This window comes from Bacillus sp. R45 (genome assembly GCF_021729365.1).
Classification (GTDB): domain Bacteria; phylum Bacillota; class Bacilli; order Bacillales; family Bacillaceae; genus Bacillus; species Bacillus velezensis.
The window spans coordinates 37,501-55,065 of record NZ_CP091421.1 but is presented as its reverse complement, the minus strand read 5'-3'; the positions used below and the strand labels follow the sequence as shown (position 1 = coordinate 55,065).

General features: G+C 44.7%; 21 protein-coding genes (1 of these 21 only partly in view). 1 reads left to right on the top strand and 20 read right to left on the bottom strand.

What is annotated here, in order from left to right:
• Window position 1 precedes the first annotated feature (1 nt).
• The 9 genes from ispE to metG all read right to left on the bottom strand — a co-directional run bounded on the left by ispE (window position 2) and on the right by metG (window position 8,746).
• Window positions 2-871 (bottom strand): 4-(cytidine 5'-diphospho)-2-C-methyl-D-erythritol kinase, encoded by an 870-nt coding sequence (gene ispE / locus L3V45_RS00295; RefSeq protein WP_004264668.1) that lies wholly within the window; start codon window positions 869-871, stop codon window positions 2-4.
• Window positions 872-1,014: 143 nt separating this feature from the next.
• Window positions 1,015-1,203 (bottom strand): small, acid-soluble spore protein, alpha/beta type, encoded by a 189-nt coding sequence (locus tag L3V45_RS00290; RefSeq protein ID WP_011996172.1) that lies wholly within the window; start codon window positions 1,201-1,203, stop codon window positions 1,015-1,017.
• 162 nt (window positions 1,204-1,365) lie between these two features.
• A complete protein-coding gene (gene veg / locus L3V45_RS00285; protein ID WP_003218330.1) occupies window positions 1,366-1,626 on the bottom strand; it encodes a biofilm formation stimulator Veg in 261 nt (86 codons plus the stop codon).
• A gap of 211 nt (window positions 1,627-1,837) precedes the next feature.
• Window positions 1,838-2,713, bottom strand: coding sequence for a sporulation peptidase YabG (yabG, locus tag L3V45_RS00280; RefSeq protein ID WP_004264691.1), 876 nt, complete (start codon window positions 2,711-2,713; stop codon window positions 1,838-1,840).
• Window positions 2,714-2,882: 169 nt separating this feature from the next.
• The gene (gene rsmA, locus L3V45_RS00275) at window positions 2,883-3,764 is read right to left on the bottom strand and encodes a 16S rRNA (adenine(1518)-N(6)/adenine(1519)-N(6))-dimethyltransferase RsmA (RefSeq protein ID WP_004264694.1); all 882 of its coding nucleotides are present in this window, start codon (window positions 3,762-3,764) and stop codon (window positions 2,883-2,885) included.
• Window positions 3,754-4,317 (bottom strand): ribonuclease M5, encoded by a 564-nt coding sequence (gene rnmV / locus L3V45_RS00270; RefSeq protein WP_236837215.1) that lies wholly within the window; start codon window positions 4,315-4,317, stop codon window positions 3,754-3,756. Before rnmV ends, rsmA begins: the two co-directional genes overlap by 11 nt.
• A gap of 134 nt (window positions 4,318-4,451) precedes the next feature.
• Window positions 4,452-5,777 carry a resuscitation-promoting factor gene (locus L3V45_RS00265; RefSeq protein ID WP_236837214.1) on the bottom strand — a complete coding sequence of 442 codons (1,326 nt, stop codon included), beginning with the start codon at window positions 5,775-5,777 and terminating at the stop codon, window positions 4,452-4,454.
• Between the two features lie 134 nt (window positions 5,778-5,911).
• Window positions 5,912-6,679 (bottom strand): TatD family hydrolase, encoded by a 768-nt coding sequence (locus tag L3V45_RS00260; RefSeq protein ID WP_004264700.1) that lies wholly within the window; start codon window positions 6,677-6,679, stop codon window positions 5,912-5,914.
• A 75-nt stretch (window positions 6,680-6,754) separates the two neighbouring features.
• Complete coding sequence (metG, locus tag L3V45_RS00255; RefSeq protein ID WP_044052728.1) at window positions 6,755-8,746, bottom strand: methionine--tRNA ligase; 1,992 nt, start codon at window positions 8,744-8,746, stop codon at window positions 6,755-6,757.
• Window positions 8,747-9,228: 482 nt separating this feature from the next.
• On the opposite strand from metG, the gene abrB reads away from it, so the two are divergent.
• Entirely contained in the window at window positions 9,229-9,519 is a 291-nt protein-coding gene (abrB, locus tag L3V45_RS00250; RefSeq protein WP_169510469.1) for a transition state genes transcriptional regulator AbrB, read from the top strand.
• Window positions 9,520-9,568: 49 nt separating this feature from the next.
• On the opposite strand, the gene rsmI is transcribed toward abrB, so the two are convergent.
• The 11 genes from rsmI to L3V45_RS00195 all read right to left on the bottom strand — a co-directional run.
• A complete protein-coding gene (gene rsmI / locus L3V45_RS00245) occupies window positions 9,569-10,450 on the bottom strand; it encodes a 16S rRNA (cytidine(1402)-2'-O)-methyltransferase (protein ID WP_236837213.1) in 882 nt (293 codons plus the stop codon).
• Complete coding sequence (locus tag L3V45_RS00240) at window positions 10,425-10,724, bottom strand: GIY-YIG nuclease family protein (protein ID WP_004264714.1); 300 nt, start codon at window positions 10,722-10,724, stop codon at window positions 10,425-10,427. Before L3V45_RS00240 ends, rsmI begins: the two co-directional genes overlap by 26 nt.
• A complete protein-coding gene (locus L3V45_RS00235) occupies window positions 10,711-11,454 on the bottom strand; it encodes a tRNA1(Val) (adenine(37)-N6)-methyltransferase (RefSeq protein WP_004264717.1) in 744 nt (247 codons plus the stop codon). The genes L3V45_RS00240 and L3V45_RS00235 overlap by 14 nt, the downstream gene beginning before the upstream one ends.
• Window positions 11,455-11,514: 60 nt before the next feature.
• Window positions 11,515-11,874 (bottom strand): replication initiation-control protein YabA, encoded by a 360-nt coding sequence (yabA, locus tag L3V45_RS00230; protein WP_004264720.1) that lies wholly within the window; start codon window positions 11,872-11,874, stop codon window positions 11,515-11,517.
• Window positions 11,875-11,888: 14 nt separating this feature from the next.
• Entirely contained in the window at window positions 11,889-12,716 is an 828-nt protein-coding gene (ricT, locus tag L3V45_RS00225; protein ID WP_004264723.1) for a competence/sporulation regulator complex protein RicT, read from the bottom strand.
• 2 nt (window positions 12,717-12,718) lie between these two features.
• Window positions 12,719-13,708, bottom strand: a complete 990-nt coding sequence (gene holB / locus L3V45_RS00220; protein WP_007409919.1) for a DNA polymerase III subunit delta' — start codon at window positions 13,706-13,708, stop codon at window positions 12,719-12,721.
• 11 nt (window positions 13,709-13,719) lie between these two features.
• Window positions 13,720-14,160, bottom strand: a complete 441-nt coding sequence (locus L3V45_RS00215) for a YaaR family protein (protein ID WP_004264730.1) — start codon at window positions 14,158-14,160, stop codon at window positions 13,720-13,722.
• A gap of 12 nt (window positions 14,161-14,172) precedes the next feature.
• Window positions 14,173-14,502: a cyclic di-AMP receptor DarA gene (darA, locus tag L3V45_RS00210; RefSeq protein ID WP_004264734.1), complete on the bottom strand. Its 330-nt coding sequence runs from the start codon at window positions 14,500-14,502 to the stop codon at window positions 14,173-14,175.
• A gap of 70 nt (window positions 14,503-14,572) precedes the next feature.
• Complete coding sequence (gene tmk, locus L3V45_RS00205; protein WP_004264737.1) at window positions 14,573-15,211, bottom strand: dTMP kinase; 639 nt, start codon at window positions 15,209-15,211, stop codon at window positions 14,573-14,575.
• Window positions 15,208-16,641, bottom strand: coding sequence for an aminotransferase class I/II-fold pyridoxal phosphate-dependent enzyme (locus L3V45_RS00200; protein ID WP_015388791.1), 1,434 nt, complete (start codon window positions 16,639-16,641; stop codon window positions 15,208-15,210). The genes tmk and L3V45_RS00200 overlap by 4 nt, the downstream gene beginning before the upstream one ends.
• 77 nt (window positions 16,642-16,718) lie before the next feature.
• Window positions 16,719-17,565: the 3' portion of a toxic anion resistance protein gene (locus tag L3V45_RS00195; RefSeq protein WP_236837212.1), read on the bottom strand. It continues 272 nt past the right edge of the window; the window shows 847 of its 1,119 coding nt (coding positions 273-1,119); the start codon falls outside the window, past its right edge — the gene reads right to left on this strand; the stop codon is at window positions 16,719-16,721.

The window sequence follows — 17,565 nt, the reverse complement described above, 5'->3', positions numbered from 1 at the left end:
TTTAATCAAGAGCATTCTGTTCGCCGATCATCCGCACCGCGTACACTTGATCACAGAAACCTCTTAACCCGTTATAAATCCGCTGCACCTTTGATTCGTATTGAACCAAACCGAATACAGTCGGTCCGCTTCCGCTCATTAACACCGCATCAGCGCCGAAGCGTTTCATTTGATTTTTAATCATCGCCACCTCGGGATGGAGGCTGAGCGTAACCGACTCCAACACGTTTCCTAATTGTCCGCATACCTTTTGGAAGCTTTTTTCTTCAATCGCGTCAATCATCGCCTGCACATCAGGATGCCGAACCTGCTGTAAGTTCAGCCGGCGGTACACTTCGGCAGTCGATACCCCGATCGTCGGTTTGGCGAGCATGACCCAGCAATGAGGCGGAGCACTGATGTGCCTGATCTTCTCACCGCGTCCGGTTGCCAGGGCAGTGCCTCCGTATACACAGAAGGACACGTCTGAACCGATTTCAGCTCCAAGCTCTGCAAGCTCTTCGACAGAAAGCTTTAAATCCCAAAGCCTGTTCAGCCCTCTGAGCGTAGCTGCCGCATCGCTGCTTCCGCCGGCAAGCCCTGCCGCTACAGGGATCACCTTTGTAATCATAATCGAAACGCCTTTTTTAACTTGAAACCGTTCTTTAAGCAGTTTGGCTGCCTGATAAGCCAGATTCCTTTGATCATCCGGAACAAAGCGATTATGCGACGCCACTCTGATAACGTTTTCGGGCAGTTCTGTCAGTTCAATCCGATCTGCCAAATCAATTGTCGTCATGATCATCTCCACTTCGTGATAACCATCCGGGCGTTTACTCGTCACATCGAGGGACAGATTGATTTTGGCCGGCGCTTTTTCTAAAATACGCATAGCTTTCACCTACTTCTCCATCTAAACATAAGTATGAACATTGTATCACATTTGGAGACCCGGAGGTACTTATCCGAAATTGACGCCGGTTTTGACAGCCGATAGAAAAAACCGGGGAACGGATTGTCCCCCGGGCCACTGCATTATCGGTTATTTTGGTTCTGAGCCGCCATCTGCTGTTCGGCAATCTCGATCGCGCGCTTTACCATATTCCCGGCGTCACGCGCCCGAATGCCTCCCCAGCCCTCGTTTTTCACCGTATCGTAAAAACCAAGGTCCTTCGCCAGCTCATATTTGAACTCATCTGACATAACTCCACGACGTCTGCCCAAACGAAACAACCCCTTTTATAGAATTGATCACCATTCGTGCACGCCACGATAAAACATGTGACACCTATAGCTTCCGTTTAATCGGCTGAAACTTTCGAGGGAATAATTAGAAGAGCTTTAGAAGGCAAAACAAAAAGCAGTAAACAAAAGGTTCACTGCCCATTAAAATGCTACTGAGCTTGCCGCATCGTCATTGAATGTCAATTCAACAGTCTCAGTCAGAATATCAGCATAACTGTATGAAACTCTTTCAAACGAATTCTCGTCTTGATCTAGTTGTATCACAAAAACAGAAGGGTACGTCTCAGCTAAAATGCCCGAACGCTCAATCGTTTTTCGGCGGCCGCCGTTTGCTTTTAACGTAAGCCGTTTACCTAAATTCCCATCAAGCGATCTTTTTATATCGGACAACGTCTTCGCCATTGCATCCACCTCACTACATTTATTGTACAACAAGAGCCCAATTTTGTCAAATAAAATTTAAATTATATCAACGTTAATAAGTCATTGTCAACAAAATTATTTTGACAAAATTCTATTGATTTCTGCGTTATTTTTCACAAGTTCCGGAAATTTATGTATCAATATGTAAAATAATTAACCCGCATAGCGAAATATATGCGGGTTTTATCACTCATCCATTTGATTTATACGGCATACCGACACGCAGCACACCCTTCGTTTCAATTCCTCCCAGCCCTTTCTCTCTCGTCAGCGTATTTCTCAGAACATCCCATACATTGATCCGCTCCATAAACGGAGTGAAGCTGATTTTCGCGACAATATATACCGGGTCAAGCGCATGAATATTGACGCGTGACGGCGAACTTGCGAAATTCGCGCCCGCTCTGATTAAAGACTCAAAATGAGATTGGCACGCCCCCGCGAATATGACCAGCTGATCCAAATGAGGGACTTTACGCCTCGCTCTCTGAACGGTTTCGACAAAGTGTTTGGAATGCCTGTAGGCGCTTAAATCGTTCACGCCTCCCTTATGCTTGGAATATGCATCATGGCCGGTGATGACTAAAATATCCGGCCTGTATTTATCAAGCAGCTCGTCAATTGACGCCGGCATTTTTTTCTCATGGCAATGAATTCCGTATACCGGCACACCGATTTTTTCATAAAAGTTCAGGCACTTTTTCAAATAGGCCTCATCGCCGTCCAGATGCAATACCTTTCCGGGCATATGAAAGTAGTGCTCCTGATGCTGATATTGATTTGTCGCGTAATACTCCTGTTTTTCCCGAAGCAGCTTATAATCCTGGCGGAGCAGCTCGAGAGATTCATTCATCCTGCTTTCATCTCTTTTCTTTCTCATGGCCTGTTCGTCTTTTCTGACAGGCTCCAAATCAGAAAAATCAGCATCCGCAATCAATCTGACTTCGTCACCATGCAGGATGGCAATTGAATTTCCGTTGCTTGTTTGCTCTATACCGATAATGCGAAATAAAACATCCATTTGATAGGATTTCCTGGCTACCATATCTCCTATTTGAAATTGCACGTTACCCACTCCACAAATAGACTAAGCCTCATCATGAAAGAAGTCTTGGCAAAACCTCTTTCCGCTGCGGCGCTTGATGTTTCAAGCTTTTCTTGCAGTTGAATGAATAAGGTTCTCCTCTAGCCTATGTAGCGGCAGTCCAAGTGGTGACGCAAAACAAAAAGCCCTCTTAGAAAAGGGCTTTATGCAATCCGTTGGACAAGAGCGCAAATTCTTCTATGGACAGGGATTCACCGCGCCGCTTTCCATCAATATTCGTTTCTTGAAGAACTTCTTCAATTTGAGCTTTTTTCTCTTTTCCGCCCGGAAGATTGTTCACAAGGTTGTTCAGCAAGGTTTTCCGGCGCTGTGCGAAGCTTGCTTTAATCAGCTGGAAGAAAAACGGTTCATTATCGACGTCAACCGCCGGGCCGTCACGAAGCAAGAGACGGATGACGGCGGAATCGACATTAGGCTGAGGCACAAACACCGTTTTCGGTACGGTCATGACGGTTTTGGCCTCCGTATAGAACTGAACCGCAATGGAAAGCGATCCGTACTCCTTAGAGGAAGGATCAGCGGCCATCCGCTCAGCGACCTCTTTTTGCAGCATTACGACAATTCCTTTTAACGGAAGATGTTCTTCCAAAAGCTTCATGATGATCGGCGTCGTCACATAATATGGGAGATTCGCCGTCACCATAATTTCATCACAATCCTGAAACTGCTCTTCAATGACGGATTTGACGTCTGCTTTCAGCACATCTTGATGAATAATCGTTACATTGTCATACGGAGACAGCGTATCATTGAGAATGGGCAGCAGACGCTGATCAATTTCAAACGCGACGACCTTTTTCGCCCGTTTGGCAAGCTGCTCTGTCAGCGCGCCGATTCCGGGTCCGATTTCAATGACTCCGGTCCGATCCGTAATTTCCGCATGGTCCACAATTCTGTCCAATATATTTGTATCAATTAAGAAATTCTGTCCCAGACTCTTTTTAAAAGAGAAACCGTACTTTTTCAGAATTTCCTTCGTTCTGATAGGTGTCGCGATATCTTTATTGTTCATCCTGTTCCTCCTGCCTCATAGCATCGAGCGCATCAATAAAATCACTTCTTTTGATTTGAAACATTTGCAGCCGTTTTTGAAGCTGCTTGCCGTTTGTATAGCCGATCTTCAGCAGGTCACCCAATCGTTCGCGCCGTCTTTTGGCAGCCGTTCCGCCGATCAGACCGGCCTGTATGACATCTTCAGCTGAAATCTCACTCGGCTTTGCCTCCATCTCTTCATGCACATTTTCCAGACATGCTCTGATGCTTTCAATGGATGCGTGCTCAACGCCAATGCCGCGCTTGTTTTTCGGTTTGGCAAGATGTTTGGGCAGAAATGCGTGTTTACAGCCGGGTACTGCTTCAGAAATGGATTTCCGGATCTTCTCCCCCGGAAAATCCGGGTCCGTCAGCACGATGACCCCTCTCGTTTCCTGCGCCAGCCGAATCTGCCTGATGACTTCGTCTCCGATTGCGGAACCGTTTGTCTCGATCGTATCCGCATCAACGGCAAGTTTTATGCGCGCAGTGTCATCGCGTCCCTCGACTACAATAATTTCTTTAATTTTCATTACTTCCTCCAAAAAAACTTTTTATATCCAAAACGAAACCTTTGCTTGCATGTCACGTCTAATATACTGAAAATACACTTTACCTATTATAACGAAAAAAACAGAGGGCGCAAAACCCTCTGAATGAATCGGAATTAATTTAAGATTTTTATTTTGACCTGTTTCTTTCCCCAGCGGTAAGCTGAAGATTTTTCAGGGAAAAAGACATCAATCCGTCTTCCTTTAATGGCTGAGCCTGTATCAGCGGCCACGGCATCCCCGTATCCGTCTACGTGGACTCTTGTGCCGAGCGGGATGACGCTTGGGTCTACCGCAATGACTTTGGCATTCGGATTGCTTGTCAGGTTAACGCCTGTAGCCGTTTGGCCGGAACAGCCGCTGCAGCTTGCGGTATAAGCCGTGGAAGACACGGTAATCACTTTACCGGAAGATCCGGTTTCGCCCGAAGATGCCTTCACAGGTGCACTGAGCTGCTCAATCTTGGGACTGTGCCGCTTTGTGCCGACCGCAATGATCTGATCTTTGCTTTTTTCAGATGTTTCTTCTTTGACAAGCTTTCTTGATACTTCTTTTCCATTTTCTTTGACAACATGAAAATGCTTTTTAAGTTTGCCTTCTTTTCCTTTTTGAACGATCTTTTCTTTCCCGCTGTCGAGAGACGCATCTTCTTTTTCTTTCACTTGATACGCTATTTTTTCCTCAACTACATCGGTGACTTTTTCGATACGAGTGATTTGTATGCCGGCCTGATTTTTTGTGAGCTTTTCGTGTAATGCCGGTTTTACTTTATCTTCGTCTTTCATGTCCATCTTATGCTGCGTTAAAAAGTCAGCGACCGTAGTCGAAGTCGTCCATATTTTCTTTTTCTTTCCCGCATCATTTACAGTGACCTGAAAAGCCGGGTCGACCGTGACTTTCATGCCGTTTGTCACTTTCGTATCTGCTGCTGGATCTATTTTATCGTGCTGATTCACAGGTGTATGCTGTTCGTTCAGAAATGCGCCGACTGTTTTTGCCGTTGACCATAAAGTCTTTTCTTCTCCGCCTCTTGTCACACGGATCTGCTTTGCAGCATCATACACGACATTCATGTTGTCTGCCAATGCTGTCTGCTTAGACGGGGTAATCCGGTCTTCATTTCTCGTCTCTATATGTAAATCTTCCAGAAGTTCCCCAACCGTTTTTGCATGAGTGCGTATTTGCTTTTTCTTGCCGTTGATGGAAACAGAAACTGATTGTTTTGAGAGCTCATGTGCCCCGTATGCAGTCCCGGTTCCGCCCAGCAGAATAATAGCTGCAATCAGAATAACCTTGCTTTTACCAAGCTTTACGGAAAACAGTTTTTTCATTTTTTGTGTGATGAAAAACGCCTCCTTCTCCTCGGAGAGATTATATAGAGTATCTAAAATGCTGTCAACCCTCCCATCTTGAAGATGAAAAACCTTCAGCGTATCCCTCATTATGCAAAAACAAAGCAAAAAAAGGAAGAGAGACATATCGACAACCTATCTTATGAGGAGAAGGAAGCTTGTAGAACCGTTTTACATATCCACTGAATCGGACAAACTTTTACACGTTATGACAGCGCATTCTGTCAGTTCATGCGGAAAAGTCTTTTTGCGTTTTCGGTTGTAATTGAGGCAATTTCTTCATATGTCAGCCCTTTTAATTCAGCGAGCTGTTCAGCAACATATTTTACGTAGCTTGGCTCATTTCGTTTGCCGCGGAAAGGATGCGGTGTCAGGAAAGGACAGTCCGTTTCAATCAGCAAACGGTCATTCGGAATTTCCTTTGCTACTTCTTTTGGTTTCTTCGCATTTTTGAAGGTAACCGGTCCGCCGAATGAAATATAGAAATTCATATCCATACACTGCCGTGCAACCTCCGTGCTCCCCGTAAAGCAGTGCATAATGCCGCCGACTTCTTCCGCTCCCTCTTCTTTCAAAATTGTGACAACATCTTCCGTTGCATCACGATTATGAATGATAATTGGAAGGTTCACTTCTTTGGCGAGAGCGATTTGTTTCCGGAATACTTCTTTCTGAATGTCTTTTGGTGATTTATCCCAGTGGTAATCAAGGCCCATCTCTCCGATCGCCACGACTTTTTCGTGAGAGGACAGTTCCTTAATCCATGATAAATCTTCCTCTGTCATGTCAATTGCGTCTACCGGATGCCAGCCGATCGCAGCGTATATAAAGTCATATTCCTCAATCAGCTCCATCGCACGCGTGATAGTGGGTTTGTCGAATCCGACAACGACAATTCGTTCAACTTTTTCAGCCTTTGCACGCGCAATGACTTCCTCTAAGTCTGTGTCAAATTGCTCGGCATTTAAGTGCGCATGTGTATCAAAAAGCATCATAAAAACTCCTTTCTTGTTGAAAAACAAAAGGTGTTCGACGGAATGTTACACGTGAAACACCTTTTGCCCCTATTATTTAATTCGAGTGCCTTTCGGTAATGACTGGTCGACAGCTACAACTTTGAGAACGCCGTCCGATTCTCCCGCCAGTATCATTCCTTGAGAAAGCTCGCCTCTCAGTTTTACCGGTTTTAAATTCGTTACACAGATGATCTTCATTCCCACAAGCTGATCCGGTGTGTAATGCTTCGCGATACCTGATACAACTTGGCGCTGTTCAAAGCCCAGATCAATTTGCAATTTCAGCAGCCGATCTGCTTTTTTCACCGGTTCTGCGGACAAGACTTCTGCGACGCGAAGTTCTGTATCCATAAATTGATCAAACGTAATTTCAGGAAGACGCTCTGCTTCTTGCGGCTCTTCCGCCTTTTCTTCTTTAGCAGGAGCAGTTCCTTGCATTTTTTGCTTGATGTAAGCTACTTCTTCTTCAGCTTCAAGACGAGGGAAAAGCGGTTCCCCTTTTTTCACTTTCACATTCTTCAATTGGCCGAATGTCTGAATGCTGTCCCAAGCTTTAAGAGACTGATCCTCAACTCCGAGCTGGGCAAACATTTTTTCAGGCGTCTGCGTCAAGAAAGGCTGTAGCAATACGGCCGAAATACGCAATGATTCAGCTAAATGATACATGACAGAACGTAATTCTTTTTCTTTTTCCTGATCTTTAGCAAGCACCCACGGAGCAGTTTCATCAATATATTTGTTCGTACGGCTGATTAATTGCCATAGCGTTGATAAAGCGACTGAAAACTCCATGTTTTCCATTGCCTTTTCATAAGCTTTAACCGTTTCACCTGCTACGGAAGAAAGCTCTGAATCAAAATCGGTCACATTTCCTTCATATGAACCAATCTCGCCGTCAAAATATTTTTGGATCATTGCGACTGTACGATTCAGAAGGTTTCCTAAGTCGTTCGCCAAGTCATAATTAATCCGTTCTACGAAACCTTCCGGCGTAAAGACACCGTCTGAACCGAACGGTACTTCGCGAAGCAGGTAATAGCGAAGTTCATCCAAGCCGTAGCGTTCAATTAACGTTACCGGATCAACGACATTTCCTTTTGATTTCGACATTTTTCCGTCTTTCATCAATAACCAGCCATGCGCGAATACTTGCTTAGGCAGCGGGAGATCAAGCGCCATCAGCATAATCGGCCAGTAAATGGTATGAAAACGGACAATTTCTTTACCGACAAGGTGGACGTCAGCCGGCCAGTACTTTTTGTAAAGCTCATCATTTTCCGTATCGTAACCGAGCGCTGTAATATAGTTGAACAGTGCGTCAATCCATACATACACGACATGCTTCGGATTTCCCGGTACTTTTACGCCCCAGTCGAACGTCGTTCTGGAAACGGCCAAATCTTCAAGCCCCGGTTTAATGAAGTTGTTAATCATTTCATTTTTGCGTGATTCAGGCTGGATGAAAGAAGGATTTTCCTCATAAAACTTCAGCAGGCGGTCTGCATATTTGCTCATGCGGAAGAAGTATGACTCCTCTTTGATTAATTCGACCGGGTGGCCGCTGTCAGGGCTTTTTCCGCCGACAACCTCACCCTTCTCATTTCGTTCCACATCCACCAGCTGTGTTTCCGTATAGAATGTTTCATCAGGGATGCTGTACCAGCCCTCATACTCATCCAGGTAAATGTCACCATTATCAAGAAGTTTTTGAAACACTTTCTCGATAATTTCTTTGTGCCGGCTTTCCGTCGTCCGGATGAAATCATCGTGAGAAATGTCGAGCTGCTTCCATAGCTTTTGGATTTCAGCAACTGCGCGATCCACATAAGCTTGAGGCGTGATATTCTCTTCCTCCGCTTTCTGCTGGATTTTCTGTCCGTGCTCATCCGTTCCGGTTAAGTAGCGTACGTCAAATCCTTTTAATCTTTTGTAACGCGCCATCGCATCGCCGGCCACGGTAGTATAAGCATGGCCGATATGTAATTTTCCGCTCGGATAATATATCGGGGTCGTAATATAAAAAGTATTATTGTCTTGCGGCATGTTGCAACCTCCCATTCAGAATGTCGAAAAGCTCACGCCCAAAGGACGAGAGCGGTTTTATTTGATATACAATATTGATATTTGTCCTCTATCTATGATACCATCTTAGCCTTTAAGATCAAGGATATATACGTACTGCGCGTAAAAGAGTAAATAAAATTAAAAATTTTTATTGAAATTAAAAAAAGTCTTAACATGTCGAAATTTGTCGTATATAATCTACTAATATAAAACATCTTGGTTCGAAAGTCTTGATTTAAAAGGATTTTCAGTAGGATAATAGGTTCGAAAAAGCAGTCAAAAAGCCTGTTATTTCAGGATTTCCAAGGCTTTACTTACTATAAGAACTAATTCTTACAAACAATAGCAAACAAAAAGATTGACGATTATTGGAAACCTTGTTATGCTAGGAATGTAAGGAATTTTGTCGAATAATGACGAAGAAAAATATAAACTACAAATAATTATCTCTCGGGAGGAGACTGTTAATGAAATCTACTGGTATCGTACGTAAAGTTGATGAACTTGGACGCGTCGTTATCCCTATCGAACTTCGCCGTACACTGGGCATCGCAGAAAAAGACGCTCTTGAAATTTATGTTGATGATGAAAAAATCATCCTTAAAAAATATAAACCAAACATGACTTGCCAAGTAACTGGTGAAGTTTCTGATGATAACCTTAAACTTGCCGGCGGCAAATTGGTACTCAGCAAAGAAGGCGCTGAGCAAATCATCTCTGAAATTCAAAACCAGCTTCAAAACCAAAAATAAGCTATTTCATACAAAAACCGTTCTTGTTATGACACAAGAACGGTTTTTTTTATGATTGAATGTGATAAGCGTCATAAATCTCGCGTTTCGGTACGTCCCGATCTACCGCTGTTTGTTTTATGGCCTGTTTGGAAGAAGATCCTTCATTTATGTAATGCTCCACATGTTCTTTCTCAGAAAGCTCCGCCCACCAAGGCTTTTCCTCTTCGTCCGGTTCAGCGCCTTGATTGCCTTCGACAACGAGACAAAACTCACCGCGGATTTGATCTTCATTTGCCCATTCAAGCACCTCGGCGATGGTTCCTCTGATGAATTCCTCATACTTTTTCGTTAATTCCCTCGTGACGGCGATGGTTCGATTACCCAAAACGTCATGCATTGCTGTTAATGTTTCTTTTAATCTGTGCGGCGCTTCGTAAAATATCATCGTTTCCTGCCGTTTTTGCAGGATTTCGAGTTCTTTCTTCTTTTCTTTTTTTTGTCTGTTTAAGAATCCGTAGAAGAAAAACGGCTGCGGGGTGATCCCTGATGCAGTCAGCGCGGTTAATGCCGCATTTGCACCCGGAAGCGGCACGACATATCCGCCGATTTGGGTGAAATCTCTCACAATCTCAGCCCCCGGGTCGGAAATTGTCGGCATACCGGCATCACTGACCAATGCCACATTCTTTCCGCTTTTCAGCCATTCAATGATTTTATGGCCGCTGCTTTCTTTATTATGTTCATGATAGCTGATGAGAGATGTTTCTATGTCATAAACATGGCACAGCTTTTTCGTCTGTCTCGTATCTTCGGCAGCTATGACATCGGCCGATTTCAGCGTCTCTACTGCACGAAAGGTCATGTCCTCCAAATTGCCGATCGGTGTAGGAACAAGGTACAGAGTCCCCATTTCAGATTTTCCGTTAAAACTCATCTGACGTCTTAACATATACAGCCTCCTTGCTGCGTCGTTTTTCTTCTATATATTGCTCTTTTTTCTTTCGGGTCAGCTGCTTAAAACGGTATTCCGCCTGCATCGCTTCCCGTTTTGTTTCAAATGATTCCGCATGGCATAACGAAACCGGCCTTCTCGCCCTTGTATATTTCGCGCCCTTTCCCTCATTGTGGGTTTTCAGCCGTTTTTGCAGATCATTTGTATAACCGGCATACAGACTGTTGTCATTGCACAGCAGCACATAAAAGAAATGACTATTTGTCTCCATATAAAATCGTGCGGATCTCTTTCGTATATTCATTTTGTTCATTATATACAAAGAGCGGGGGAAGAATTTTGAGATCAGGGCGGCCGCCTTTAATTCCTTCAACCAAAATGGTATTCGCTTCTTTACCTTGTTTCGGATAAATAAACTGAACCCGTTTCGGTTCTATTCGGTATGCTTTCATTAGTTCAAAGATTTCCAGAAGCCTCCCCGGCCGATGAACGAGAGCCGCTTTTCCTCCTTGCTTCAGCAGTTTGCTGCTGACGGAAATCACATCTTCAAGCGTGCAAAGGATTTCGTGCCTTGCGATTCTGAGATGCTCGTTCAGGTTCTGCTCCGCCTCTTTCGGTGTTTTAAAATAAGGCGGATTGCAGGTGACAACATCATATTTATTATGTCCGAGTCTTTCCGGCATATTTTTCAGATCATCATGAATGAGACTGATCTGACCGCCCAGCCCGTTGTATTCCACGCTTCGAAGCGCCATATCATACAAGCGTTCCTGAATTTCAACTCCGGTGATATCGGCTTTTGACCTTGTGCTGAGCAAAAGCGGCACAATGCCGTTCCCCGTGCATAAATCAACAATGTTCCCCTTTTGAATCGGAACGTATGCAAACTTAGACAGCAGCACGGCATCTAATGAAAAAGCGAAAACCGTCGGACTCTGTACTATTTTCATATCCTCTGCTAATAAGTAATCCAATCTTTCATCATCACGTAATGAAACCATAATCTTATTCCTTTCGGCACTCTTTGAAAAAGGCTTCCGACATCAGCGGAAGCCTTTTCCTTATTTTTTATTTAAGAAGGACAGACAAAAAAGGCAATCTCCCTTGCGGACGCTCCCATAATGGACGTTGCAAATATGAAAGCCTTCTTGATACAGCCGGGCCAGATTGTCGTACCCTTCTCCTATATCACTCTGCTCTGCCTTCTGTGTTTTTGTTTCTTTCTGATCGGCTTTGAACTTCTCAATTTGCTCCGTCGTGTCATCAAGCCGCTTACGCAAATGCTTATTTTCAAGCTGAAGATGGTGATTCTCTTCAATCATTTCGCCGATATGCTGCTTTAAGTCACCCAGCTGACGGTACAGCGAACCGATTTGTTCCTCCAGGTTTATGACAGTATCAAATAACTCTTTTTTATCCAAGGTTCCACACCTCGTTAATCTGTGGTTTGTGCGGATACGACGCCCTCTTCCAAGAGCTCTTCCCAAGTATATTCTATCACTTTTTCACGATTCTTCAGTTCCACCTGAAGCACCCGTTCCAGAATATTAAGACCGACAACCTTTGCGGGGCCGTTTGCCGTCGTAATCATTTCGCCTAAATCCGGCAGCTGTTCTTTTGCCGTCTCATACTCATCATTTTCATACTTCAAACAGCACATCAAACGGCCGCACAGACCGGAAATCTTCGTTGGGTTCAACGATAAATTTTGATCCTTCGCCATTTTGATGGACACCGGTTCAAAATCACCGAGGAACGTGGAGCAGCAAAGCATTCTCCCGCATGGTCCGATACCGCCGAGCATTTTCGCCTCGTCCCTTACCCCGATTTGGCGCAATTCGATTCTCGTTTTAAAGATAGAAGCCAAGTCTTTGACCAATTCCCTGAAATCAACCCGTCCGTCTGCCGTAAAGTAAAAAATGACTTTATTGCGGTCAAACGTAAATTCAACATCAACCAGCTTCATATCTAAGCCGTGGTCAGCCACTTTTTTCTGACAGACTTCAAAAGCGGACAGGGCCTCCTGTTTGTTTTCTTCTACAATGAGAAGATCGCGTTCATCAGCAACGCGAATAACCTTTCGAAGCGGAAGCACAACATCATGCTCGTCCACTTGTTTATTTGCGATGACAACCTGCCCGTATTCTACACCTCTTACGGTTTCAACAATGACGCAGCTGTCTTGTTCTATATCAAATCCGTTCGGATCAAAATAATAAATTTTCCCCGCTTTTTTAAAGCGGACGCCTATTACGTTGTACAAGCTTATCCCTCCTGCAACGTTAACACCAAGTGCTCCATTAATCCCTGCACATTCACATTGGAATGAAGCCGTTTTTTTGCTTCTAAAACAGCGAGAATTTGGTTCGTAACGCTTTGTTGTGTAAATTGCAGCGCATGCTGTTTTATTGATTGGAATAAGTCTTGATAAATCAGTTTATCTTCATTTCCAATTTGGATGGATAATACATCACGGTATATCAATAAGAGCATATCAAGACCCATTTCTTGATGGGTTTTTTCTTTGAAAAAGGGCACCCACTGATCCTGAATGAAGAAAAAGGCATGTCCTTTCCGCTGATGTAAGACTTCATACAATTTTATCACTTTCGCTCTGGACTCTGCAAACTCATCATTTCGACTTAATTCGACTGCTTCCGCAATATTATTTGTCATATTTGCTAAGAGCCGGGCCATGTGAGGGCTCACTTCCTGTTCAATCAGTCTTTCTTCTATGGCTTTCGGCTGAAGCGGCTGGAACGGGAGAACCTGACATCTCGAAACGATGGTATCCAGTATTCGGTGGAGCTGCTCAGTAATCAGAATTGCGATGGTGTCTTGACTCGGCTCCTCTAAAAACTTCAGCAGACTGTTTGCCGCATTTGTGGTCATTTGATCCGCATGGGATATAATGTACAGCTTTTTATGCGATTCCAGCCCCGTTTTGGAAAACTCTTCCTGAAGCGATTGGATCTGAGCCTTTTTAATGGATAATCCGTCGGGCTGAACCACATGCAGGTCGGGATGGTTTCCGGATTCGATACGCTTACAGTTCCGGCACTCTCCGCAAGGCTCAGTCCCGTCTTCAAGGCAGAAAAAGCTTTTTGCGAGAAGCAGTGCGGCATCCAATTTGCCCGTACCTTTTTTGCCTTCAAACAGATATGCGTGAGAAAGCCTTTTCTTTTCAATGCTGTTATGCAAAAGCCGCATCACTCTGGGCTGCTGCCCGGTCATTTCCTTCCATGATATTGCCATTGTATCACTCTCTATGTGTAAAGGTTAATCAATAAACCTTTTATTTCTCCGATTCGATCCAGCAAATCAATTGCCGGTTTTTCCTGATCTAACATTTCTTCCGTCAGCTGAAGCAGTTTTTCATCTATTTCTTTCACAAGCCCCAGGGTCCGGCTGCTGCCGTACAGGTCAAAGCTTTTCTCCGTCTCATGCGATAATCCGCTGTCTACGGCCTCTTTTACAAAACGTTTTACCAATCCTTTGAACTTCGCTAAGTCTTTGAAGTTTCTCGACTTCGTCAGCCTTTTCCCGAACGTTTCTATATCCGTTAAGAACCTGCTCAGCTGATCAAATTTCAGCTTGCTGCTTTGGCTGTCCATTGAACTTTTAAACGTTCCGGAAAGCTCTGCCGCTTTATAAGCAGGCTGCTGCTTTTTCTCAATAAATGTACGTAAGTCAGAATTTATTTTCACGTCGTCAAATCCTTAAAATTGATGAAATTCATCGACCGGGAGGACAAAGACCGTCGCTCCGCCGACTTCCACTTCGACGGGATATGGAACGTAGGAATCCGCATTCCCGCCCATCGGGGATACCGGGGCAATCATCTGATCACGTTTACAGCCATTCTCTTTAATGAGGCTGAGCGCTTTATCGACACGGATATCTTCCACCCCGATCATAAACGTCGTATTGCCTGATTTAAGGAATCCGCCTGTTGTCGCAAGCTTCGTCACCCTGAAGTTGTGGTCGGTTAATACTTTCAAAAGCCTGTTGCTGTCCTGATCCTGCACCACTGCCACTATTAATTTCATTCTCTAGGCCCCCTTTAGGTTGGAAAGAACATTGTCGTTACATTCATTATAGCAACTTATGAGAAACAGGTCACAACTGAATTTTTTTCAATGCTTCATTTATCACTTGAAGTGCGTCCTGAATGACGAGTTCCTTCTTTTTCGATGCGTCGATTGTATGGAATCTTTCCGGAAAACGCTGCATAACCTTTTGGTATCCTTCCCGTACTTTCGTGTGAAAGTGCAGAGCCTCAAGATCGAGACGATTCTTTTCTCTTGAATCATTCGACGTAATCCGTTTCAACCCTTCTTCAGGCTCAATAGAAAAATAGATGGTGACATCAGGCATCGTATCGCCGATTGCAAACTGGTTGATAGAAAGAACTTCATCAATGCCGAGCCCTCTCGCATAGCCTTGATAAGCCAGCGAACTGTCGATGAAACGATCACACAGCACAATGCGCCCTTCTTTCAATGCAGGCTGCACCTTTTCGGTTAAATGCTGTCTTCTCGCCGCGGCGTAAAGCAGCGCCTCCGTTTTTGCATCCATCAGTGTATTGTTTTTATTTAAGATCACTTCTCTGATCTGTTCCGCAATGTCGATGCCGCCCGGTTCTCTTGTCGCTGTCACCGGGAGCCCCTCTGCCGACAGAATCTCTTTCAGTTCCTGAAGCACAGTCGTTTTCCCTGCACCTTCAGGACCTTCAAATGTTATAAATAAACCGCTCATGATTTCTCCTCTTCTATATAGACAAGTAATTGTTCCCCGTTTAACAAGCCTTGAATATGCGCGTCCATGCCGATTAAACGGGAAAGCTTCTGTACGATCTCTTCTGTTATCCGTTCGCCGTCCATGATCAGCGGAATTCCCGGCGGATAAGGAATAATGTTCCCCGCATGCAAGCGCCCGGCCGCCTTATTTATATCTGCAGGCTCTTTTGTAAACTTCCGCATCTCATTTTGCGGATATTCAAGTGTCGAAATGGACGGAAATGTCCAATTCACGGCATCCGGCAATTTATCGGGCGGTGTATTCTCCAGTTTCTGCTGTATGTTTCTTACGGCTGCCTGTTCTATCATCCGCCGGCCGCCTATCGACAGTACGAGCAATACTTGGTACTCGTCAGCCAGCTCGGCAACAATGCCCTCACTCTCCAAAATGCGTTGTAATGAATAGCCGGAATGTCCGAGCTTTGACCGAAGTATTAATTTTAACGGGTCCGCCCGCAGCCCATATCCGGAAGGCTCGATTATTTCAATAGAAGAAATTGATGCGAACCTTCGTTTGATTTTCTCAATGTGCTCCATATGGACGGGAAGTGTCCCTTTTTCAGCAATATCCTGCACATAAGCACGCGCCGTATCTAAAGATGCCATAATCGGGTATGACGGGCTGCTGCTTTGCAAACTGCTTACATAATAAGTTAATCGATCTCTGTCAATTCGGGTGCTGTTTAAATGAAAGTAAGATCCCATCGTCATAGCAGGAAGCGTTTTGTGAGCCGATTGAACAACGGCGTCCGCCCCCATAGCCAATGATGAAGGCGGGAAAGGCTGCCCTAACACAAAGTGAGCTCCATGAGCCTCATCCACCAGCACAGGAACACCGTATGAATGGGCTTTTTTAACTGCCGCAGTCAAATCGGCGGCGTGTCCGTAATAAGTCGGATTGGTCAAAACAAGTCCTTTCGCGTTCGGATATGACGCCAGCGCTTTTTCGATGACTGAAAGGGATACATGTGCCGGCACATGCATGTTTTCATCGATTTCCGGCGCCAAATAAACCGGCTTGGCTCCGGCCAATGCCACCGCATGGAAAACAGACTTGTGACAATTACGCTGGATCAGAATGGGTTCACCCGGTTCACAAACAGCTAAAATCATCGCCAGATTGCCGGCGGTCGTTCCGTTGACGAGAAAGAAGCTTTCCTGAGAGCCGTACAATCTGCTCACCAAATCCTGCGCTTCCTTAATGACCCCTGTCGGGTGATGCAAGTCATCAAGACCCGTGATCTCAGTCATATCAATAGATAAAAGAGATTGATATACAGATTTCGCTTCATCAAAAAAGACATCTCCATTGTGATGTCCCGGAACATGAAAAGAATACGTATTTCGGTGCGCATGCTTCATCAGCGCTGTATATAAAGGTGTGTCCATTTTTAAACAAATCCTTTGCCTGTCTTTCTTATTATATCGTGCCTGCGAGCCAACTTAAAGCTAAGACTTTTTGCCATCTAGCCATTATCCCGGCCGGACTTCATATCAAGCAGTTTCTTTTTTAAATCGCCCTCCATGATAACAAGCTCCTCCTCGGCACGCCTGCGTTTCATCCTGCCTTCTTCTTGAATAGACATGATTTCTTCAAGTGTGCTGACTAAGCTTTCCTGCACTTTTTTGAGGGTGTCTGCCTCAACAAGCCCGCGCTCATTGGCTTTGGCCGTCTCGACTGTGCTTGTTTTCAGAAGTTCGGCGTTTTTCAGCAGCAATTGATTTGTCGTATCCGCCGCCTTCTGCTGCACATCTGCCGCACTCCGCTGCCTCATAAGCGTCAGCGCGATGGCGACTTGATTCTTCCATAAAGGAATAGCCGTAACAATGGAGGACTGAATTTTCTCTGCCAGTGCCTGATTCGTGTTTTGAATCAGACGGATTTGCGGCGCACTCTGAAGCGTAATCTGCCTGCTCAGCAGCAGATCATGCACCCTCTTATCCAGACGGTCGGCAAACTGGCGAAGATCATTCACTTCCTGCGCGGCCATTTGATTGTGTTTTCGTAATTCGGCTTTTCTTGCCACTTCGGGAATAAGCTTTGTTTTCAGCTCATCTAATTTTAATTCACCCGCTGCTATATACATAGTTAAATCAGAAAAGTATTGTTTATTTTGGACGTACAGCTGATCTAACCATTTATTGTCACTCAACAGCACATTTTTAGAATGTTCCAGCCTTCTGCTGATACGGTCAATCTGCACACTTGTCTTTTGATATTTCGAAAGCACTTCCTGCACAGATCCGGATACCCTTTTAAACAGCCGGGCGAAAAACCCTTTGTTCTTTACCTGCAGATCATCGGGGTTTACC